18 protein-coding genes and 1 pseudogene are annotated in these 21680 nt (G+C 72.8%); 9 read left to right on the plus strand and 10 right to left on the minus strand.

Going from position 1 to position 21680, the window contains the following annotated elements; translation table 11 throughout:
• Positions 1 to 80 precede the first annotated feature (80 nt).
• From BDW27_RS19935 to BDW27_RS19970, 8 genes and pseudogenes are all read left to right on the plus strand, one after another.
• Positions 81 to 641, plus strand: coding sequence for a TetR/AcrR family transcriptional regulator (locus tag BDW27_RS19935; RefSeq protein WP_110050942.1), 561 nt, complete (start codon positions 81 to 83; stop codon positions 639 to 641).
• Between the two features lie 241 nt (positions 642 to 882).
• Positions 883 to 1083, plus strand: coding sequence for a hypothetical protein (locus BDW27_RS19940; protein ID WP_110050944.1), 201 nt, complete (start codon positions 883 to 885; stop codon positions 1081 to 1083).
• A gap of 404 nt (positions 1084 to 1487) precedes the next feature.
• Complete coding sequence (locus BDW27_RS19945) at positions 1488 to 1790, plus strand: urease subunit gamma (RefSeq protein WP_110050946.1); 303 nt, start codon at positions 1488 to 1490, stop codon at positions 1788 to 1790.
• Positions 1787 to 2062: pseudogene (locus BDW27_RS28170) on the plus strand (urease subunit beta); the annotation flags it as partial. The gene BDW27_RS19945 and the pseudogene BDW27_RS28170, both read left to right, overlap by 4 nt.
• Positions 2063 to 2292: 230 nt before the next feature.
• Positions 2293 to 4002, plus strand: a complete 1710-nt coding sequence (locus BDW27_RS19955) for an urease subunit alpha (protein ID WP_110050950.1) — start codon at positions 2293 to 2295, stop codon at positions 4000 to 4002.
• Between the two features lie 8 nt (positions 4003 to 4010).
• Positions 4011 to 4727 (plus strand): urease accessory protein UreF, encoded by a 717-nt coding sequence (locus BDW27_RS19960; RefSeq protein WP_110050952.1) that lies wholly within the window; start codon positions 4011 to 4013, stop codon positions 4725 to 4727.
• A 52-nt stretch (positions 4728 to 4779) separates the two neighbouring features.
• A complete protein-coding gene (ureG, locus tag BDW27_RS19965; protein ID WP_110051014.1) occupies positions 4780 to 5481 on the plus strand; it encodes an urease accessory protein UreG in 702 nt (233 codons plus the stop codon).
• Positions 5478 to 6248: an urease accessory protein UreD gene (locus tag BDW27_RS19970; protein ID WP_110050954.1), complete on the plus strand. Its 771-nt coding sequence runs from the start codon at positions 5478 to 5480 to the stop codon at positions 6246 to 6248. Before ureG ends, BDW27_RS19970 begins: the two co-directional genes overlap by 4 nt.
• Positions 6249 to 6637: 389 nt before the next feature.
• Here BDW27_RS19970 and BDW27_RS19975 read toward each other — a convergent pair whose 3' ends face one another.
• Genes BDW27_RS19975 through BDW27_RS19990 form a run of 4 tightly spaced genes read right to left on the minus strand, consistent with a single transcriptional unit; the run spans position 6638 to position 11684 of the window.
• Positions 6638 to 7291, minus strand: a complete 654-nt coding sequence (locus BDW27_RS19975; protein ID WP_110050956.1) for an ABC transporter ATP-binding protein — start codon at positions 7289 to 7291, stop codon at positions 6638 to 6640.
• A complete protein-coding gene (locus BDW27_RS19980) occupies positions 7275 to 9059 on the minus strand; it encodes an ABC transporter permease subunit (RefSeq protein ID WP_110050958.1) in 1785 nt (594 codons plus the stop codon). The genes BDW27_RS19975 and BDW27_RS19980 overlap by 17 nt, the downstream gene beginning before the upstream one ends.
• On the minus strand, positions 9052 to 10080 hold the full coding sequence (locus BDW27_RS19985) for an ABC transporter permease (RefSeq protein WP_233515840.1): 1029 nt from the start codon (positions 10078 to 10080) through the stop codon (positions 9052 to 9054). The genes BDW27_RS19980 and BDW27_RS19985 overlap by 8 nt, the downstream gene beginning before the upstream one ends.
• Entirely contained in the window at positions 10077 to 11684 is a 1608-nt protein-coding gene (locus BDW27_RS19990; protein ID WP_110050961.1) for an ABC transporter substrate-binding protein, read from the minus strand. Before BDW27_RS19990 ends, BDW27_RS19985 begins: the two co-directional genes overlap by 4 nt.
• Before the next feature lie 197 nt (positions 11685 to 11881).
• Here BDW27_RS19990 and BDW27_RS19995 point away from each other — a divergent pair, with 197 nt between their 5' ends.
• The gene (locus BDW27_RS19995; protein WP_233515841.1) at positions 11882 to 12193 is read left to right on the plus strand and encodes a metalloregulator ArsR/SmtB family transcription factor; all 312 of its coding nucleotides are present in this window, start codon (positions 11882 to 11884) and stop codon (positions 12191 to 12193) included.
• Positions 12194 to 12253: 60 nt separating this feature from the next.
• Here BDW27_RS19995 and BDW27_RS20000 read toward each other — a convergent pair whose 3' ends face one another.
• The 6 genes from BDW27_RS20000 to BDW27_RS20025 form a co-directional block, all read right to left on the minus strand.
• A complete protein-coding gene (locus BDW27_RS20000) occupies positions 12254 to 13942 on the minus strand; it encodes a choice-of-anchor I family protein (protein ID WP_110050963.1) in 1689 nt (562 codons plus the stop codon).
• A gap of 170 nt (positions 13943 to 14112) precedes the next feature.
• Positions 14113 to 16965: a DEAD/DEAH box helicase family protein gene (locus tag BDW27_RS20005; RefSeq protein WP_110050965.1), complete on the minus strand. Its 2853-nt coding sequence runs from the start codon at positions 16963 to 16965 to the stop codon at positions 14113 to 14115.
• A 163-nt stretch (positions 16966 to 17128) separates the two neighbouring features.
• A complete protein-coding gene (locus tag BDW27_RS20010; protein ID WP_110050967.1) occupies positions 17129 to 19510 on the minus strand; it encodes an ABC transporter permease in 2382 nt (793 codons plus the stop codon).
• Complete coding sequence (locus tag BDW27_RS20015) at positions 19507 to 20235, minus strand: ABC transporter ATP-binding protein (RefSeq protein WP_110050969.1); 729 nt, start codon at positions 20233 to 20235, stop codon at positions 19507 to 19509. The genes BDW27_RS20010 and BDW27_RS20015 overlap by 4 nt, the downstream gene beginning before the upstream one ends.
• On the minus strand, positions 20232 to 20759 hold the full coding sequence (locus BDW27_RS20020) for a PadR family transcriptional regulator (RefSeq protein ID WP_110050971.1): 528 nt from the start codon (positions 20757 to 20759) through the stop codon (positions 20232 to 20234). The genes BDW27_RS20015 and BDW27_RS20020 overlap by 4 nt, the downstream gene beginning before the upstream one ends.
• A gap of 345 nt (positions 20760 to 21104) precedes the next feature.
• On the minus strand, positions 21105 to 21566 hold the full coding sequence (locus tag BDW27_RS20025) for a hypothetical protein (RefSeq protein ID WP_110050973.1): 462 nt from the start codon (positions 21564 to 21566) through the stop codon (positions 21105 to 21107).
• Positions 21567 to 21680 lie beyond the last annotated feature (114 nt).

Below are 21680 nucleotides of genomic sequence, written 5' to 3' on the forward strand. Positions count from 1 at the left end.
CTCTCCCATCAATCGGATGACTTATCCGCTTACTGTAACAGTAAATCGGATGAGCTATCCGATTCGGCTAGGATGTCCCCATGAACGCACTGCGCGCTGACGCCGCCCGTAGCCGCGAGCGCATCCTGGAGGTCGCGCGGCGGAGCGATCCCAAGGACCTCCGCCTCAACGAGATCGCCCGTGAGGCGGGTGTGGGGGTCGGGACCGTCTACCGCCACTTCCCCACGTCCCATGCGCTCGTCGAGGAACTCACCGTGGAGACCCTGGGCCGCCTGCGGGAGCTCACCGCGCGGGCCTGCGCCGACCCGGACCCGGGGCGCGGGTTCGACGTGGCCCTGCGCGCCGTGGTCGACCTGCACCTGGAGGCGGGAGGCCTCCAGGCGGTCCTGCTCGCCAACGACGACGTGAGCGAGGAGGTGGCGGCGCTCAAGGCCTCGATCTTCGGCGAGCTCACCGATCTGCTCGACAGGGCGAAGGAGAGCGGCGCGATCCGCGGGGACCTGACGACGGCCCAGGTCGAGCGCCTGGCCTGCGGGATCGAACACGCCATCCGCCTGGGGACGCCGGAGGACCGCGACGTCTTCGTGGACACCCTCGTCGCGGGCCTGAGGCCGCCCGCCGCGGCCCCGCCCGCACACTGATCCCGGCCCCGGGGCGAGGAACCGCCGCGCCCGACTCCCTCCGAGTCCGGCCCCGGGGCGACGGCCCGAGCCCGTGTCGGAGGAGTCGACGAGCTGGTCTCCGGCTTGAGCGGCCGAAGGGCCCAAGGGCAGCGGCCCCGTCGGTACGTCGGAAGCTCCGCGCGGGCTTGCGTGAGCCCGTCGGCCCGGGTTGTCTTACCGGGACCCACGCCCCCGATATCCCCATGAAGCAGGAGTCCCGGTGACCGAACGCGACCCCCAGGGACTGCTGAAGCCGATGATCGCCGCCGCGCTGTTGTTCGTCGGCGGTCTCGTGATCCTGCTGTCAGCGGGCCCGTTCACGGGTGATCCGGACTGGCAGAACCTGCTGGGTGGCGGGGTCATGGTGGGGGTGGCGGTGTTGTACTACCTGATGGTCCGGCGGATGACCCGGCGCCGGTGACGGACGGGTCCCGGCCACCCCGACCCGGTGCTGTCTGCCGTCAGGAAGTCGACCAGGACGGCGCACGTGGTGACGGGGTCGATCGCGGCGACCGGATGAGGGGATGACGAACGACCCCGTCGGCGCCTCCGAAAAAACACGCGGGACGTGTCTCGTCGGGAGGCGGCTCGAACACTCCGTGAGAGCGGGGCGGAGGGGGGCGTCTCACCAAAAAATGTACCAGTGTTTGTCGCACATGGTTCGGGGGTGTTTCCCCTTGTCCGACAGTGCTTCCGGGGCCGCCGAGTGGGCTCGCTGAGCCCGCTCCGACGCCTGGATGGACTTGCCACACGCCTCTCACGTGCTAAAACCTAGATGGGTTGGTGTTGCTACCAAACCCATAACGAATCGTTGAGAGGTGGTTCATGCATCTACTTCCCTCCGATACCGAGAAGCTTCTCCTGGCCGTCGCGGGCATGATCGCCCGAGACCGGCGGGACCGGGGTGTCAAGCTCAACCAACCGGAATCGGTAGCGCTGCTGTCCTGCTGGGTGATCGAGCGGGCCCGTGAGGGTGCCAGGGTGGCCGACCTGATGAACGAGGGGCGCACCGTGCTCTCCCGTGACGAGGTCATGGACGGGGTCTCCGAGATGATCCCCAACGTCCAGGTCGAGGCCACCTTCCCCGACGGACGCAAGCTCGTCACGATCACGGAGCCGATCCAGTGATCCCCGGTGAGATTCGCACCCGATCCGCTCCCCTCGACCTGAACGACGACCGCGAACGGCTGTCCCTCGTCGTCGTCAACGCCGGTGACCGACCCATCCAGATCGGCTCCCACCTGCACTTTCCGGACGCCAACCCCGCGCTGCGCTTCGACCGCGAGGCATGCCGGGGCTTCCGGCTGGACGTCCCCGCGGGCACCTCGGTCCGCCTGGAACCCGGCGTGAGCCGCACCGTCGAACTGGTCGCCTTCGGCGGCCGACGGTACGTCCCCGGCCTCCAGATCCGCGATCTGAGCAAGGAACCCAAGACCGGCGAGCGCGTTCCCCGACCGGTGGTCCCGTTCGGCACCCCCGGCGTCGACGTCCCCGAACCGGAGCGGGCCTCGGGCACCGCGATGCGTGTCGGCGAGGTCGACGCGCACGACGGCGACCCGGCCGAGGTGGTGCCCACCGAGGCCCCGCCAGGCGACCAGGACGCGACAGAGGACACTGAGGAGCAGCAGCCGTGAGCCGCATCGACCGCCGTGAGTACGCGCAGCTGTACGGACCCACGGTCGGGGACCAGATCCGCCTCGGCGACACCGATCTGTGGATCGAGATCGAGGAGGACCGCACCGCGGGCGGCGACGAGGTCGTCTTCGGCGGCGGCAAGACCATCCGCGAGTCCATGGGCCAGGGCATGACCCTGCGCTCCGAGGGCGCCCTCGACCTGGTCATCACCAACGTGGTCGTCATGGACCACTGGGGGATCGTCCGGGGCGACGTCGGCATCCGCGACGGCGACATCGTGGCCATCGGCAAGGCCGGGAACCCGGACGTCATGGACGGTGTGCACCCGGACCTGCTCATTGGTCCGGGCACCGACGTCATCGCCGGTGAGGGCAAGATCCTCACCGCGGGGGCGATCGACACCCACGTGCACTTCCTCAGCGAGATCGAGATGCACGAGGCGCTCACCACCGGTACGACCACGGTGATCGGCGGCGGCACCGGCCCCACCGAGGGCTCCAAGGCCACCACGGTCACGCCCGGCGCGCACGCGCTGCGGATGATGCACCGCGCCCTGGACAAGTTCCCGCTCAACGTCCTGCTGTTCAGCAAGGGCAGCACGGTCTCCATCGAGGCTCTGCGCGAGGACGCCCTGGCCGGGGCGGGCGGCTACAAGGTCCACGAGGACTGGGGCGCGACCCCGGCCGCGATCGACGCCGCCCTGCGCGGCGCCGACGAGTTCGGCCTCCAGGTGGCGCTGCACGCGGACTCCCTCAACGAGACCGGTTACGTCCAGCACACGCTGGAGGCGATCGCCGGTCGCGGCATCCACGTGTTCCACTCCGAGGGCGCGGGCGGCGGTCACGCGCCGGACATCATCATCACCGCCGGTGAGTCGAACGTGCTGCCCGCCTCCACCAACCCGACCCTGCCGTTCACGGTGAACACCGTGGACGAGCACCTGGACATGCTCCTGGTGGTGCACCACCTGAATCCGCGTGTCCCGGAGGACCTGGCCTTCGCCGAGTCGCGCATCCGTGCCTCCACGATGGCGGCCGAGGACGTCCTGCTGGACATGGGGGCGATCGCGATCACCTCCACGGACGCGCAGGCGATGGGCCGGATCGGCGAGCTGATCTGCCGCACGTGGCAGGTGGCGCACGTGATGAAGAACAAGTACGGTCCGCTCCCCTCGGAGCTGCCCGCCGACAACGCCCGCGCCCGCCGGTACGTCGCGAAGTACACCATCTGCCCCGCGGTGGCCCACGGCATCGACCACGTGGTCGGTTCCGTCGAGCCCGGGAAGATGGCCGACCTGGTGCTGTGGGACCCCGCGTTCTTCGGTATCCGGCCCTCCGCGGTGATCAAGTCCGGTGCGATCGTCGCCGCTCCGCTGGGCGACCCCAACGGCGCCGTCCCCCTGCCGCAGCCGGTGCTGCTGCGCCCGACCCTGGCCGCGCAGCCCACGTCGGCGGCCGACCTCGCGGTGAGCTTCGTGTCGCCGATGGCGATCGACGACGGGCTGGCCGGGCGGCTGGGGCTCCAGCGCAGGCTGATGGGGGTGCGTCCCACCCGGGACGTCACCAAGGCGGACATGCCGAACAACACCGCGCTGCCGAAGATCGACGTGGACCCGGAGACGTTCGCGATCAGCATCAACGGTGAGTTCGTGAAGCCGCAGCCCGTGGACGTGGTGCCGCTCGCGCAGCGGTACTCGATGTTCTAGGCCGCCGTGTGAGCACAGGACTGGGCACACTGCTGCTGGCCGACGCCCGGCTGCCGGTGGGCGGACACACCTACTCGGCCGGGCTCGAACCCGCCCTCCTCGACGGCATGCCCTCGGACCGCGTCGCGGACTACATCGCGGCCCGCACCCGCACGGTCGGGCTGGTGGAGGCGGCGGCGTCGGTCCTGGCCCACCGGGCGGTCGGGGGCGCCGCCGCACCCGGCCCCGCCACGGACGGTCCCGAGGGGGTCGGCGTGGACGCCGGAGCCCTCGCCGACGTGCACGAGGCGCTGCTGGCCCGCTCGCCGAGCGCGCCGCTCCGGGACATCTCGGGGCTGCTCGGCCGGGGGCTGGTCCGCCTCGCCGACCGCCTGTGGCCGGAGCACCCGGCGGTGAAGGCGCTGCGCACGCTGGGCCGGGCCCCGCAGCGGCCGATCGCCCTCGGGGTGGTGGCCGCCGTCATGGGGTCGGATGAGGCCGAGGTCGCGCGGGTGAGTCTGTACGACGACGCCCAGACCGTGGCCTCCGCCGCGCTCAAGCTCGCACCCGTTGACCCGGTTGAAGCGGCCGGGTGGGTGCTCGGAGCCGAGGGGGTGATCTCCGCGTCCGTCGCGGAGGCGCTCGCGGTCCGGGGGCCCGACGACCTCCCGGCCCGTACCGCACCCCAGATCGAGGGGTGGTCCCTCGAACACCAACTCAAGACCAGGAGGATCTTCGTTGCCTGAACAGACCCAAGTGAACGAGGCCGCAGGCTCCACCACCGGCACCCGGCGCGCCATGCGCCTGGGCGTGGCCGGTCCGGTCGGAACCGGCAAGAGCACGCTGATCGCGACCCTGTGCCGTGAGCTCGCCGACGAGCTGAGCATGGCCGTGGTCACCAACGACATCTACACCGACGAGGACGCCCGCCTGCTGCGCGCGGCCGGGGTCCTGCCGATCGAGCGCATCCACGCGGTGGAGACCGGCGCCTGCCCGCACACGGCCATCCGTGACGACGTCACCCCCAACCTGCTGGCGGTGGAGGACCTGGAAGCGGAGTTCGCCCCGCTGGACCTGGTCGTGGTGGAGAGCGGCGGAGACAACCTCACCGCCACGTTCAGCCCCGCCCTGGCCGACGCGCAGATCTTCGTCCTGGACGTGGCCGGTGGCGGCGACGTGGCCCGCAAGGGCGGACCCGGCATCGAGCGCGCCGACCTGCTCGTGGTGAACAAGACCGACCTCGCCCCGCACGTGGGCGTGGACGCGGAGCAGATGGTGGCCGACGCCTCCAGCTCCCGTGGCGGTCTCCCGGTGCTGGCCCTGAGCCAGCACGACGACGTCTCCATCAAGGCCCTCGCCGGCTGGGTGCACCAGGTGCTGGCCGACTACCGCGCCGGTAGCCACGTGCCGCGCGACCCGGGCCCGATGGCCCCGCACACCCACGCCGACGGCACCTCCCACACCCACGAGGGTGACGGGCACAGCCACGAGCACGGATGAGTGAGACCGTCGCGGCCCGCGTGACCGTCGAGCGGGTCGGCGGGCGGGTGCGTCTGACCGACCTGTCCGGCGGAACGTACCTGCGGGCCCAACCCCTGGGCGTTCGGGGTGACACCGCGCGGGTGGCCCTGCTGGGGACCTACGCGTTGCTGCTCGCCGGGGACGACCTGCGGATGGAGATCACCGTCGGCCCCGGCGTGTGGCTGGAGCTGGTGGAGCCGTCCGGGATGGTCGCCTACGACGCCCGGGGAGGGGCGGCGAGCTGGCGGGCCGACCTGAACGTGGCCGACGGCGCGTGCCTGGTGTGGCGCGGCGCCCCGTTCGTGGTGAGTTCGGGGGCGGACATCACCCGGAACACGCGGGTGCGGCTGTCCGGCTCCGGTCGGGCGCTGGTGCACGAGACCCTGGTGCTGGGCCGCAGCTACGAGGCCTCCGGGGGGCCGCTGCGTTCGGTCACCCGGGCCGACGTGGACGGGCGTCCTCTCCTGGTGGAGGACCTGGACCTGCGTGACCCGCTGCTGTCCGCGGCCCCGGGGGTCATGGGCGGAAACCGGGTCCAGAGCTCCACCCTCCTGCTCGGTGCCCGACCGGAGCGGTCGGTGGGTGTGCGGGAGACCCTGCTGCACGGGCCCGGCGCGCTGGCGCGGGCGGTGGCCGAGCACGCCCACGAGGCGGACGCGCAGGTCGCCGACTCCTGGGAGCGGTGGCGGGCGGGGTTCGCCGATCCGGTCGGGTACGAGGGCGTGCCGGAGGACGTGTTCGCCTGAGGCCGCACGGACCACGAACCGCAACGGACCACGAAGGGCCGGGGAGCACGCTCTCCGGCCCTACGCCGCGTTCGGCCGCAGGGGGCCCGGCCACCGGTCTCACGCGGGGGTGTCGTCCGGGTTTCCCGCGACGGTCTGTTCAGAGCGTGAGCTGGCCGCGCGGTCGCCACTCGGTGGTCCACCCAACCAGTCACTCACCTGGTCAGGAGCCGGTGGGCCGGTGAGGCGACCGGTCGGGGCGAAACCCCGGGCCGGTGTCGGACGGTCAACCGCGTCTCTGACCGTTCGACCGGTCGGCTCGCGCCTCCACCCGTCCATCGGTTCGGCCCATCCCCCACCGGATCATTCGGGCGGAGGGCGGGCCGCTTGCCAGACGGCCCGCCCTCCGGTCAGTCGGCCAGTTCCTTGATGTCCACCACCTCGTGGGCCCAGGCGTCCAGCAGCGCGTGGTCGTGGCTGATCGCGAGCACGCCGACACCCTCGGCGGCGAGTTCGGACAGCAGGTGCGCGATGTTCGCGGTGGAAGCGGCGTCGAGCATGGCGGTGGGCTCGTCGCAGACCAGGTAGGCCGGGGCGGCGGCCAGCGCCCGCGCCACGCAGACCCGTTGCAGCTGACCGGCCGAGACCTGGTCGGGGTACCGGTCGAGCAGGTCCGGGGTCAGGCCCACCCGGCGCGCCAGATCGGCGGCACGGTCGGCCGCCTCCGCGCCGCGCGGACCGGACCGGCCCCGCGCGGAGAACGGTTCCGCGATGATCCGCCGCAGCGGCATCCTCGGGTCCGTGGCCGCCCCGGGCGACTGGTGCAGCAGACCCAGCCGACCGTCCATCCGACCCCGCCGGGTGGACAGTGACCGGTCGTCGACCAGCACCGTTCCCTCATCGGGTGGGCGCAGGCCAGTGAGGATCCGGGCCAGGGACGACTTGCCGCTGCCGGAGGGGCCGGTCAGCCCCAGGACGCGGCCCGGCGCGACGGCCAGGCTCGCCCCCCGCAGGACCACCCGGTCTCCGTAGCGGCAGGTGACGCGGTCAGCCACCAACGACATCGGTCTCTCCCGTCCGGTCGGCGAAGGTGTGGTCGTCGGGCAGGTCGGTCAGCTCCGGTGGCAGCCCCGGCAGCGGGTGCAGCCCGTGTGCGGGCAGCGCCGCCATCAGGGCTCTGCCGTAGGGGTGTTCGGGTTCGGACAGCACCCGCCGGGCGGGGCCCTGTTCCACGATCCGCCCCGCGTACATCACCGCCACGTGGTCGGCCACCTGCGTCGTCTCCAGCGCCTGGAGGTCGTGGGTGATGACCAGGACGGCTGTGCCGGAGTCGGCCACGCGTCTCAGCAGGTGCAGGACCTGCGCGGACAGTTCCGGATCCAGCCCGGCGGTGGGCTCGTCGGTCAGCAGCACCCGGGGGCGGCCGGCGAGCGCGGCGGCCGTCACCGCCCGCACCGCCATACCCCCGGACAGCTCGTGCGGGAACAACTCCGCCGCGTCGGCCTCCAGACCGACCCGTTCCAGCAGCCCGGGGACCGACTCCCCGGTGCCCAACGCGGAGACCACCTCGGCGATCTGCGGTCCCACCCGCCGCACCGGGGTGAAGGTCCCGGCCCCGGACTGCGCGGCCAGCCCGATCGCGCGCCCTCGGAGCGCGCGCCAGGCGGGTTCGTCGGCGCCGAGCATCTCCCGGCCGTCGACCAGCACGCTCCCGGAGGCGCGGGTCCCCGCAGGTGAGAGACCGCACAGGGTCGAGGCCAGCGTGGACTTCCCGGAACCGGACTCCCCGACCAGCGCGGTCAGCTCGCCCGCGCACAGGTCGAGGTCCACCTCCGTGGCAGCGTGCACCCAGCGGCCGTCGTCGGTGGGCAGCCGCAGGGTCAGGGACCGTACCCGGACCAGGGGAGGGGCGGTGTCGCCCGGGGCCCCGTCGTCCGGCCCCCCGCGGTCCGGGGACACGGTGACCTGTGGCGGGACCGAACCGCGTCCGCGCCGCCGACCGGGACGTCCGCCGTCCAGCGCCCGGGTCAGTCCGGCCACCGACAGCGTGGTGGCCACGAGCACACCGGCCGGGGCGGCCAGCGTCCACCAGGCCCCGGTGAACACGTCGCCGCGCGCGACCTCCAGCAGGGTGCCCAGGCTGGCCTCGTCGGGTGAGAGGCCGAGGCCCAGGAAGCTGAGCGTGGACTCGTGCCAGACGGCGTGCGGGACCAGCATCACCAGACCCACCGCGGCCTGCGGGAGCGCTGCGGGCAGCAGGTGCCGGTACAGCACCTGTCCCCGGGAGGCGCCCCACAGGTAGGCGGTCTCGACGTACTCCGAGGAGCGCACAGAGAGCATCTCGGCGCGCACGACGCGGGCGATCTGCGGCCAGTGGGTGAGCGCGATCGACGCGATGATCGCGGGCAGCGAACCGGGGTAGAGGGCGACGATGACGACGCCGATCAACAGGTGGGGCAGCGCGTTCACCCCGTCGGTGGTGCGCATGAGCAACCGGTCGACCCGGCCGCCCGCGGTGGCGGCGACCGCTCCGACCGCCACCCCCAGCACCGTGGCCACCACGGCGCACACCAGCGCCACCAGGAGCGACACCCGCAACCCCTCAGCGGAGCGAACGAACAGGTCGTAGCCGGAGTGGTCGGTGCCGAACCACTGTCCCGGGCCGGGGGGCAGCAGGGCTCGGGCGAAGTCGGCCGTCTGCGTCCCGGCCCACCAGGGGACCAGGACGGCGTAGCCGACGAGGGCGGTCAGGGTCGCGGCGGGCAGGAACCGGACGGTGCGTCGACGCGGTCGGGCGGCCGTCGCGCTCGTTCCGGGGCCGGGCTCAGACATCGGCGCTCACCCTCGGGTCCAGGAACAGGTAGGCGGAGTCGGCCAGCAGCGAGCCGAGCAGCACAACAGCGGTGGTGGCCAGGGTGAGGGCGGCCAGCAGCGGGAAGTCGAGCGACTGGGCCGAGGCGATCAGGGCCGCGGCGATCCCCGGCCACGCGAAGATCTCCTCCACCAGCACCGCGCCCACGACGAGTTCGGGCAGTCGCGCCCCCACGATCGTCACGAGGGGGGCGAGCGAGACCGGCAGCACGTGTCCGGTCACCACCCTGGCGGGGGACACCCCCCGAGCCCGGGCCGCACGGACCGGTTCCGATCCCCGGGCGCGGGCCACGGCGGTGCGCACCGCCAGCAGCAGCCACGGGAGCTGGGTCAGGGCGAGGGTGCAGGCGGGCAACACCAGGTGGGTCACCACCCCGCCGAGCGTGGGGGCCTCACCTGGCGCGGCGGCACCCGCCACCGGGGCCCAGCGCAGGATCACCGCGAACACGGTGACCGAGCCCAGGGCGAGGACGAACGGGGGGACCGCCTGGACCAGGACGCCGACGCGCGTGACGATCCGGTCCGGCCACGACCCCGGGTGGAGCCCGGCGACCGTGCCCCACACCAGGGCCGACAGCACGGCCACGGCCAGGGCGGCGCCGGAGAGCAGCAGGGTCCACGGGAGCCGCTCGGCGAACACCTCGGAGACCGGCATCGCGTACCCCCGGGACCAGCCCAGGTCCCCGTGGAGCAGGTCTGCGGCCCAGGACCACCAGGCCCGCCACCAGGGGACGTCGAACCCCAGCGCGGTGCTGAGGGACTCCCGCTGTTCGGCGGTGGTCCGCTGGAAGCCCGCCCCCAGGTAGGCGGCGAGCGGGTTGAAGGGGGAGCGCGCGGCGAGCAGGAACACCAGCGCGCTCAGTCCCACGAGCATCGGGAGCCCGAGGGCGACGCGGCGCGCCACCAGCCCCGCCAGCTCGCGGCGGCGGTCCCGCCACCGGGTCCGGTGCGACCGGATCCGGCGGACGGGGGAGGAACTCATCGTCGCCACTCGGCGAGGTTCCACCACGGCCCCCAGGAGACCCCGTGGGCGTGGGGTTCGAGCACGAGCGGGCCGCGGTCCCAGTCGTCCTCGGCGGCGACGTAGGTGTGGTCGACGAACGCCATGAACACGTACGTGGGGTTCTCGACGTAGGACCGCTGGACCCGGTGGTAGGCCTCGACGCGCTCGTCGGGGACCAGGCTCCGGCGGGCCTCCTCCAGGTCCTCGTCGACGCCCGGGATGGCGAAGTCGCCCGGGTTCTCGTAGGTGGGGGTGTCGGCCTCGCGGGTGTGCAGGGTGGCGTACACCTGGGTGTCCAGGTCGTAGGGCTTGTCGCCGCCGCCGAGCAGGATGCCCGCCTGGGTGGAGTTCTCACCCATCTCGTCCCAGGAGGCTCCCTGGATGTAGACCTCGATCCCCAGCGGCTCCATCTCGGCGGCGAAGGCCGTGGCGAGGTCGCGGCGCAGGTGGTCCGAGGCCAGGTAGTACAGGGTGAACTCGGCGCGGTCGCCGTCACGGACACGGACGCCGTCCGGGCCCTCCTCCCAACCGGCCTCGTCCAGGAGCTCGGCGGCGGCGTCGGGGTCGTACGCGAAGACGGCCTCCGGGTCGTGCGCCTCACCGTAGACGTCCGGGACCGGGGTGTGCGCGGGGCGCCCGTGACCGGCGAGCACGTTCTCCACGATCCCGTCGCGGTCCACCCCGAGGTTCATCGCGAGCCGGGCGTCCGGGTCGGCGGTGAAGGGGTGGTCCGAGGGTAGGGAGAGGCCGCGCCACTCGGCGGTGCGCACGGGCAGGACCTCGGAGCCGTCGACGTGCGCGAAGGTCTCGGCGGTCACCGGGGGAAGCACGGTGCCGTCGATGTTGCCCGCCCGCATGCGCTGGGCCCGGGTGTTGTCGTCGGGGACGGAGAGGATGACCAGCTCGGTGACCTCGGGCGCGGTGCCGTGGTACTCGGGGTTGGCCTCGAACACGGCCTGGTCGGCGCTGAGGTCGGACAGCACGTAGGGGCCGGTGCCCACCGGTGCGCGGTTGCGTCGGGAGTCCGCCGCCGGGCCCGGGGTGATCTCCTCGGACGGGGTGACGCCGAGGGTCAGCCGCGCGGGCATGGCGTAGTAGGGGTAGTTGAGGGTGAAGCGCACGGTGTGGTCGTCGACGGCGGTGACCGACTCGATCATCGAGTAGGAACCGGCGACCTCCGACGCGGTGTCGGGGTCCAGCACGGCGGAGTAGGTGGCCACCACGTCGTCCGCGTCGAGGGCGGAGCCGTCGGAGAAGGTGACGTCGGTGCGCAGCTCCACGTCCCAGACGGTGTTGTCCTCGTTGGGTTCGGGAGCGGAGGCGGCGAGGGCGGGGACCAGTTCGGGAAGTGCGTCGTCGCCGGAGGACTCGGGGCGCAGGAGGCCCTCGAAGATCGGGGAGACGCCGAGTTCGCCGTAGCCGTTCACCGGGTCGAACTCACCGAGGGGCTGGGCGTCGGCGAGGACGATGCGGGTCGGGGTTCCCGTTGCGTCGGCCTCGGTGGAGTCGGTGCAGGCGGTCAGTAGAAGGGTCGGGGCGAGAGCGGTCGCGAGGAGGGCGCGTGTCGGGACGGTTCCGTTCATTCACTGCTTCCTTGTGGGAGACGTGGTCTTTCGATGGCGAAAAGTTGACCATCTGATCAGATGATAAGGTATTGGTCGTTTCCGTCGGCCACGTGTTCGACCAGGACCCCCTCCGAACCGGAGGCGGCGCCCCGGCCGCCCCGCGAGGCCGGAGACGACGGTCACCCTCCGGGACCCGATCGGGGATAATGGACCCGATGACCTCCCACAGCGATGCCTCTTCGGAGCACCACATCGACATCGGAGCCTGGGCGGACCGCTTCCGCCTGCTCGGCGACCCGACTCGTCTGCGCCTGCTGGCCGCGATGCACCAGGCGGGCCCGGCCCAGGCCTCGGTCGGGGAGCTCGCCGCGACGGCCGGGATCACCGACGTCGCCGCGTCCCAGGCGCTGAGGACACTCCGCCTCCAGGGCTGGGTCCAGGACGAACGGGACGGGCGCACGGTGCGCTACACACTCGTGGACACCACGGTGCACTCGCTGCTGCACCTGATGGGCGCCGAACACTGAGAACGCCGCCGGGGCGAGTGCGTCGCGCACCCGCCCCGACGGCGTTCCCCCACGCTGCCCCTAGTCGATCCGGAACAGCGTGGTGGTGCCGGAGACCTCGTTGGCCACGACCAGCACCGGGACGCCCGGCACCGGGGAGTCACCGGCGCTGATGAAGGTCAGACCCTCCGCGCCCAGGTCACCGGCCTCGCGGCTGGCCGGGTCGGCACCGAAGTCGCGGTTGTTGAGGTACTGGGTGAAAGTCACGTCGCGCGGGTCGGTGACGTCGTAGACCATCACCCCGCCCACGCGCTCCAAGCCCACGAAAGCGTAGGTGCGGCCCTGCACCTTTCCCAACGCGACTCCCTCGGGCTCCGGGCCCTTGTCGTCGCTGCGGCCGTCGAGGTTGTTCTCGCGGTGGTTGGAGTTGAAGAACTCCGGTGCGGCCTCGGCGGTGATCCGCTCGAAGTCGGAACCGGAGTCGAACAGCTGCTCGCCGTCCGCACCGAAGATCGAGAAGGACCGGCCGCCGAACGAGTGGATCTCCTCGTGGCAGGAGCCGTCCTCGCGCAGCCCCTCGGCGGTGCTGACCGAGAGCCGTCCCAGGTTGTGGTCGGCGGTCAGATCCTCGATGGTTTCGATCCCCTGGTCGTTCTCCTCCAGGAACTCCCGGACGCGCGGGGCGTCCTCGCACAGGTCCAGGTTCTTCAACCGGGTCTCCTCCGAGTAGCCGTCCCAGTCGCGGGCGTCGCCCTCGTTGGCGGTGACCAGCAGGGTCTGCCCGCGCCAGCGGTAGGTGTCGAAGCCGTCGGGCTGGTACATGCCCCGGATCGGCCAGTTGGCGATGGTGATCCCGCCGTCGCGGTCGGAGACGTCCAGCTCGTTCCCGGGCTCCATGTGGTCCTTGGTGCCGAAGGGGACGATGTCGGTGATCTCCGCCTTCCGCAGGTCCAGGACGGCGAAGGCGTTGGCCTCCTGGAGCACGACGTGGGCGCTGTGGTTGGTGTCGGCCACGATGTACTCGGGTTCCAGGTTGCGCGCCACCCGTCCGGGGGTGCCGGGCTCGCCGGTGGACAGGTCCGGGCCGTACACGCGCACGTCCGGGTGGAGCTCACGGCCCTCGTCCCACGCGCGGAAGTCGGCGGTGCGCACGTCGTCCTGGGTGAGGTTGGCGGGCCTGCGGTTCACCGGGATCACGCTCACGGAACCCTCGGGGTCGACCGTGACGTCATCGTTGGGCTCTCCCTCGTTGGCCACCAGCAGGGTGCGGCCCTCGGCGGTGAAGGTCAGCATGTCCGGCAGCGCGCCGACCCTCAGGGCGTTCACCGACCGGCCCGCGGTGTCGAAGAGGACCACCCAGCCGTCGTCGGTTCGGTCGGCGGCCTCCACCGCCACGGCCACCACGTTCCCGTGGACGGCCACGGAGTTGGCGGCCCCGCCCCGCTCCACCACGGACCCGTCGGCCGCCCGGACACCCGCGGTCTCCAGGTCCAAGAGCTTCTCGGGCCGCTCCGGGTCGGACACGTCCAGGACCTCGACCACGGCCGCGGCGGCGTTGACCACGAACAGGCGCTGCGTGCGCGGGTCGTGGGCGACGATCTCCGCCCCCGAGGCGTCGAACACGTCGGCGTGGTAGGTGCCCAACACGGACAGCTCGACGGCCCCGGTCGCCTCGGGACCCCCGTACGAGGGCGCCTCGTCGGCGTTGACGGGGACGGCCAGGGTGAGGCCGAGGGCCAGGACGGCCGAGGCGGTGAGGGATCTGCGCATGCTGCTTCCTGGAGGTTCGGGGGAGGCGGACGCGGTCGCGTCCGCGCCGAGCCAACCAGGGGAGGGCGATCCCGGGCCGAACGTCCGGTGTCCTGTGGATGAAGCCCGTGATTCGGGACGCTCGACCAGCTCTCTGATCTGCCCGGACTCGCTCCCCGGCTCCGCATGTCTCACTCCCAGGCGAGGCGGCGGGCCGTGGTCACCTCCAGGGGGGAGCCGCCGAAGTGGGCGGCGAGCAGGGCCCGCCCCTCCTCGGAGCGGGTGTGCACCACCGAGCCCCGGGACACCCACCGGCGCCACGCCCGCTCGAAGGCGAGCGCGCCCTTCCTGTTACGGGCCAGGGCGGAGGGCACCGCGTGGAAGACCGGCACGGTCGTGTCCTTCGGCGTCACCCCGGAACCCGCACCGGTCCCGTCCCCCTCCTGGGCGGTGAGGACGTGCCGGGGCACCAGGTAGCGCAGATCTCCCACCAGCGGGCCCAGGGTCTCGTCCAGGGATTCGGCGAACAGCTCCGCCGAACCCGGGTCGGCGAGCGTGAACCGGTACACCCCGTCGGTGTCCACGTGGACACGGACCCCCTCGGCGCCGGTGTCCGAGCGGCCCGCCCAGTGCAGCGCGTCGGCCACCGCGCACGCGTACCGCGAGGTCCCCACCGGTTCGCGGGCCAATGAGCGCACACGAGCGGCCTCCCGCTGCCTGCGCAGGGTCTCCCGGCGGACCCGGAGGGAGTCGCGCCACCAGTGGACCAGGGCCGCCAGGCCGAACCCGGCGGCCGCCGCGAGCAGCCCGAGCCCGAGGGGAGCGAACACCAGGCAGAGCGCGGCGATCGCGCCCGGGACGAGGGTGGGCACCAGATGCCGGGCGGGCGGTGTGTCGACCGGTTCCGGATGGATCACCTGATCCCCCACCAGCACCTCGGGCGCCGCGGGAAGCGCCAGGTCCATGCCCGCCTCCGGAACCTCCACCGGCATCGCCCGCCCCTCGTACACCCGCAGCGTGGGCAGCAGCACGTCCGCGTAGCCGGTGCCCAGCCGCCACCGGGCCCGGGTCCCCTCGCGGTCGGCCGCGCGCCCGAGCATCCGGCGGTTGACCCGACGGGGGTCCTCGGGCGGGTCGTACGGGGACAGCCCCGGGTCCACGTGCGCCACCCCGCTCATCACCCCGCCGTCGGCGCCCACCCCCAGGTAGCCCTCGTGCTTGCGCACGAACCTGTTCCAGTCGGCGGCGCCGCGCGGGTGCTCGTGGCTCACGCACACCACCGTCCAGGTGTGCGCCACCTTCTCCGGCCACGCCGGGTCGAGGCGCAGCGCCCGTCCCCGGCTCTGAACGACCGCCGTGGGGGTGGTCGCGGTGGTCAGGTCCACCACGGTGTTCACCCCGCGCGCGTCCCACCCCTCGCCGAGCAGCGCGCGCGTGCCCACCAGCACCTGGCAACCGCCGGACTCCAGGAAACGCGTCACCACCCCCACCCACGTGCGGGAGGTCCATGCCCCTTCCACCGTGTGCAGGCCGTCGGTCTCGCGCAGGGCCAGGTCCACCCCGGGCAGCTCGGACCGGGCGAACTCCAGGAACGCGGCGCTCGTGCCCGGCCCGGTCGCCACGGTGCGGCCGGTGACCAGGACCGGGTCCAGGCCGCGGGTGCGCGGATCGGCGGCCAGCTGGCTGACCTGGAGCCAGGCCGACCCCGCGTCGTCGGAGAGCACGCCCCGGAGTGCGGCGGGGGAGCGGGCGGAGGCGCGTTCGTGGTCGCACAGGACCAGCGCGCGCAGCCGCGGGCCCACTGCGTCCTTCTCCGCGGCGAGGATCTCCACCGTGGCCAGCGACTTCGCGGCGCTACGGGCCAGGACCCGGTCCACCGGGGAGGCGCCGCGACGGACGCCGTTGCGCGTGAGGTGGTAGCCCACGGAGGGCAGGGCGGCGCGGACCCGGTCACGCGCCTCCCGGTCCCTCGCCGAGGACGGGTCCAGGCAGTGCCTCGCGTAGTCGCCGATCAGCGCCGTCCAGTCCTCGGCCTGCGGCGGGTGCCGGTGGCGTTCACGCACCCTCGCGCCCTCGGGCAGCGCGACCAGGCCCCGGTGGTGGAGGCGCAGCACGGCGTCGGTGAGCTCCGGTTCCCGCACGGCCAGGGCGCCCCAGTCCACACGGCCGCCCTCCCGGGCCTCCCGGGAGACGAAGCGCGCGTCCAGCCAGGGCAGGAAGTCGGTGGTGGCGAACCCGGGGGCGAGCAGGTCCGTGCACATCTCCTCGAACCTCGCCGCCTGACCGGCCAGGTACTCGTGCTCGGTCAGGGTGGGTTCGGTGACGTGCACGAGTTCGGCGAACGGGGCCAGGTATCCGTCCCGGACGAGCGCGGGGATGGACGCCCCGGTCACGGGAGGGCCGAAGAGCCGGTCGACCAGGTCCTTCTCCGTGGCGGTGAGGCTCGCGGCGGGGGTCCCGGTCAGCCCGATCACGTGGGCGTCGGGGAGTTCGTCGAGGATCTCGGCGAGCAGGCGCCCCCACACCTGGAGGAGGTGGTGGCACTCGTCCAGCAGGAGCGTGAGCGGACCGGCGCCGTGCAGGGCGTCCACCAGGGCCCGCCCGTTGGTGTGCAGTCGGTCGCGGACCGGGGTGGCCGAACGCCCCTCCTCGTCGGTCTCGGCGTCCGGGTCGAAGACGGCCAACGACTGGTAGGTGAGCACGTTGACGGCGTGCCCGAGGTCCCGTTCGCTTCCGGCGGTGCGGCCCTCGGGCCGGTCGAACCCCTCCCAGTGCCGGATCCACTGCCCCTGGATGGCGGTGTTGGGGACCAGGACCACGGTCCGGCGGCCCAGGCGGCGGGCGGCCTCCAAGCCGACGAGGGTCTTGCCGGAGCCGGGAGGGAGCACGATCCAGGTCCTTCGGGCCCCGTCCGACCAGCGCCGGTCCACCTCCGCGAGCGCCTCGCGCTGGTAGGGGCGCAGCTCGCCGGGCCAGGCGGCGCCACTCAGCGGTGCGGTGTCCGGTGCTGGCCCGGTCTCGGGCGGCTCCCCGGTCTGCGACATCGCTCCAGCCTAGCCAGGGGCGGTCCGGTGCGCCCCCGCCGGGCCTGGTCGGACGGTGGCCCCGGGTCGGAGATGGGCCCAGGGTCAGCGGGTGGACCCGGGGCGGAGGGTGAGCCCGAGCCGGAGGGTGGGTCCGCCGTCGCGGGCGGACCTACCGCGTCCCTCACTCCGAGCGCAGCCCCTCCGGGCGCATCGTGCGCAGCAGAGCGGGGATCGCCAACAGGGTGGTCAGGAACGCCACCCCCACGCCCGCGCCCACGATGACCAGGGTGTCGATCGGGGTGAAGGCCAGGGGGATCCCCGCCACCCGTTGCACCAGGAGGCCGAGCGCGGTCCCGACCGTCGCAGCCAGGGCGACGCCCAGGAGCACGGGCAGCGTGGTCTGCCACAGCACCGAGGCCACCAGCGTGCTCCGCCGCGTGCCGAAGGCGGTGAGGACCGCGTGCACCCGCCTGCGTCCGCGGACCTGCTCGACCGTGCCCACCACCAGACCGGCGGCGATGACCGCCAGAGAGGCCAGGGCGCCAGCGATGAGCGCGTCACGCATGTTGATCATGGCTGAGTAGGTGGCGCTGAGCATGGGGAAGCCCACGTGTGACGTCGGGTCCAGAGCCACGACCGCGAATCTGAGCTCATCCTCCATCCCGGGGACGGACGGGTCGACTCGGATCCAGACCGAACTCCGTGTCGCGATCTCCCCTGGCAGCACGGCGGCCTCGGGGGTGGCGAGGACGACGTCCCGTGCCGTGTGCCCCCAGGCGTTCCAGGGGTGTTCGACCAGCGGTCCCTCGAACTCGGTGAGCCGGGGCACCGTCCACGCGCTCTCGGCCCTCTCGTCTTTGGGCCGGACCGTGACCGTGTCACCGGCCGCCAACCCCGGCACCCCGCTGAAGGCGTCCCCGGGGGAGCACTCCGGCAGGTCGGCCATCTGCCGCAGAGCGGCGCAGTCGGCGACGTGCACGACGACGTCGGCACCGCTGTCGGCGACGCCCCACACCGTGCTGAAGGCCACGGCCTCCTCCACTCCGGGGACCTCCGACACAGCGGCGACGGGGTCGTTGTCGGGCGGAGGCATCATCAGGTCCGCCTGGATCTGGAACCCGGACCCCCCGAACTCGTCCTCCGCGTACGCCTGCGTGCGGGTCTCCGCCCGCACCACCGTCGACTCCGCCCAGGCGTTCGCGAACAGGCTCTGCAACGCGATGGCGCCCGCGACGGTCACGATGATCCCGCTGACCGCGCGCGTGGGGCCGCCGCCCGCCGCCCCGAGACGGCGCAGGGCCAGCTGGAGGGAGAGGGGGCCGCTCGAGGCGCGTCCGAAGACACGTTCCACCAACCAGGGCAGTGCGGCGGTCGTGCCGAACAGGACGGCCAGGAGCCCGATCGACACCAGGGGCAGCCACGCGGCCCCGGTCAGGCCGAGACGCCTGGATATCTCGAAGTCCATGCTCAGGACGATGAGGACGACCCCGAGCACGAGCAGCAGCAGACGCCACCACAGCCTGGGGCTCGGCCGTTCGGCGCGGCGCACCGTACCGAGCGGATCGACCACCACACCCTTCATGGAACCGAGTACCACCCACAGGGAGAGCATCGGGACCCCGACCAGGACCAGGAGCGCGAGCAGGGGCTGGGGTGTCACGTCGGCGGTGAAGAGTCCCGAGGACACCGAGACCGACTCCACGATCGGGCGCCCCAGGAAGAAGATCCCCGTTCCCAGAGCCAGGCCGAGCGCGACCCCAGGCAGGGTCTCACCGGCCGCGATGCGCCGGGTGGCCCGCCGGTCGGCGCCCATGAGCCGCAGCGCGGCCAGGCGGCGGTCCCGCTGCTCGCCACCGAAGCGCACGGCCGCGCCCAGGAACACCACGACCGGGGTGAGCATGACGACCACGCCCACCACGCCGATCAGCAGGATGACCGTTCCCTCCAGGACGGCACGGGGTTCGCCGCCGTACTCGGTGACGCGGATGCCGGCGTTCTCCAGGGAGAGGTCCGCGCTGCCGAGGTAGAAGGCCAGCTCGCCAGGGCCCATGAGGCCCTCGGGTCCGATCTCCCCGACGACGGTGTGGTGGTCGAACCCCTGGAGGAGGGCCTTCGCCTCGGGATCGCCGAGGAGGTCGGCCAGAGCGGGGGAGAGCACGATCTCGCCGTGGCCGGGGATCTCGGCCAACCCCGGCGGGAGCGGGGGGTCGGACCCCTCGGCGCGCACCACCCGCCCGTGGATGTCCCGCCCGTCGTACTGGGTGTCCGCGAGGCCGACCAGCAGGGTGTCGTCGCCAGCGGGGGGTTCCGGGTAAGGGGCCACCTGGTAGTCCATGCGGTCAGCGTGCCGCTGGGCCAGGTTGTCCAGGATGGTCGGCAGGGACGCGGCCAGGAGGAGGGCGGCGGTGGCCACGCCGACCCCGATCGCCGTCAGCACGGTCCGCAGGACCACCTCCCGGCCGCCGCGCAGGGACAGTTGCGCACCCAGCGAGAGGTCTCCGAGGATGGAGGGGCGGTCCCTCTCCGTGTCGCTCCCGCGGGGGGAGCGCTCACGCGGGCTCATCCCAGCCCTCCGACGTCCCGGGTGCGGCCGTCCCGGCACACGACCTCGCGGTCCGCGTAGGCGGCCACCCGGGGTTCGTGGGTCACCACGACGACGGCCGCCCCGCTCTCCCGGGCGGCGTCGGTGAGCATGCGGATCACCCGTTCCCCGTTCAGGGAGTCGAGGGCGCCGGTGGGTTCGTCGGCGAACACCACGCGTGGGCCGGTGATGAGGGCCCGGGCCACCGCGACCCGTTGTCCCTCACCGCCCGAGCACTCGCCGGGGGTCCTGCGCGCCAGCTCGCCCACGTCCAGTCGGTCCAGCCACTGCGCGGCCGTACGTTCGGCCCGGCGTCGCGAGCTGCCGCCCAGCCTCAGGGGGAGGGCGACGTTCTCCAGGCAGGAGAGTTCGGGGACGAGCTGGCCGAACTGGAAGAGGAAGCCGAACTCGGAGCGGCGCAGGGAGCTGAGCCGGGTGTCCGAGGTGTTCACCAGGTCCCGCCCGTCGTACTCGATCCCCCCTTCGTCCGGGCGCACCACACCGGCCAGGCAGTGCAGGAGGGTGGACTTCCCGGAGCCGGAGGGGCCCATGATCGCCACGATCTCACCCGGGTACAGGCTCAGGGAGGCGTCCTCCAGGGCCCTGGTGAGACCGAAGGACTTGCGTAGCCCCGACGCCACGAGCAGGGGTTTCCCGGCAGACCCGGGGAGCTGGTCGGGGAGGGGGTGGGGTGTGGGAGGGGTCATCGGCCGCGCACCTCTCCGGCGAGGTCGTTCAGGCGGGCGGCGGTGAGTTCGAGCCAGCGCAGGTCGGCTTCGAGGTGGAACAGCGCGTGGTCGCAGATGAGCTGGTCGGAGAGGTCCCCGCCGGTCTTGCGGCGGGTGAGTTCGCGCATCTGGCGCAGGTGCTCGGCGCGTTGCACGTCGAGGATCTGGTCGGCCGGTCGGCCGGTGAGGAGGGCCAGCACGACCTTGGTGTACAGGGTGCTCTGGAGGTAGGGCTCAGGGCTCTCCGGCTGAGTGAGCCACTGCTCGACGTCGGTGACCCCGGCTTCGGTCACGGTGTACCGCTTGCGTTCGGGTCCGGCGCCGGGCTCGACGGCGTCCACCTCCACGAGCCCGTTCTTGAGGAGACGCGAGAGGGTCGCGTAGACCTGCCCGTAGGCCAGGGGCCGTTTGGTGGCGAAGCGCTCGTCGTAGGCGCGCTTGAGGTCGTATCCGTGCTGGGGGCGGGTTTCCAGCAGCCCCAGGAGAGTCTGGCCGAGTGACATGGGTCGACTATACACAGGAGGTATACATGGTGTGTATAGAGGCCGGGGCGGCTGCACGGTCCAGGGGTGCGGGAGGGGCGGCCCGGAGGCAGGGCGCGGATTCCGGTCACCGGAACGGAGGCTGGCCGGGGGATCGCCGGTGTGGGTGGTGTTGCCCAGGGGACAACGCGCCTGGGCGGTGGTGCGTGAGGCCACGACGGGGTTCCGTGAGCCGGAGGCGTTCCGGGGGCGCCAGTGCGTGCGGCGTCGGCGGTGTCGGCCGGGCGTCACCGGTTCGGGCGCGCGGGCAGGGACCGCCGGCCCGGCGCGCGACCGGGGCCGCGGCCCGGGAAGCCGCCCGGGCCGTCAGTGCTGGTGCTGCTCGTCCTGTCTCGGGACGCGCTGGGCGTCCTCCTCGGCGCGAGCGGCGCGGCGCAGGCGGTGCCAGGAGGTGGCCCAGCGCAGGCGTTCACCCTCGTCGGTGCCCACGCAGGCGGTGACGAAGGCCATCAGGAACACGTACCCGGGCAGATCGGAGCCCTCCAGCGCACGCTGGAACTTGGCGGCGCTGACCACACCGCCGCACTTGTACTCCAGCTCCAGGTACGACCAGCCGCCAGCCCAGGAGAGGTAACGGCGCATGGTGAGGAGGAACTCGGCGGGGGTCCGCGCGTCCATGGGGTTGGGGCGCCGCTCGGGATCGGGGCGCACGCTCTCGACGGGGTCGATGGGGAGGGTCATGTTCTCGGAGGGGACGCGGTCCAGCCAACCGGTCCGGTGCGGTGCGCGGTTGGGTCCGGTCGGTTCGAGGAGTCCCGGGACACTCACACGGTCTCCTTTTCGGCGGTCGGGGTGACGGCCTGGGTCATGGATAAGACTCTCCAGTACCCGTGGGTCACGGGTACGGGCAAGGGGGTCAAAGAGAGCCGACCTTCTGACGGG

Source organism: Nocardiopsis sp. L17-MgMaSL7 (assembly GCF_003182025.1).
Taxonomy (GTDB): domain Bacteria; phylum Actinomycetota; class Actinomycetes; order Streptosporangiales; family Streptosporangiaceae; genus Nocardiopsis; species Nocardiopsis prasina.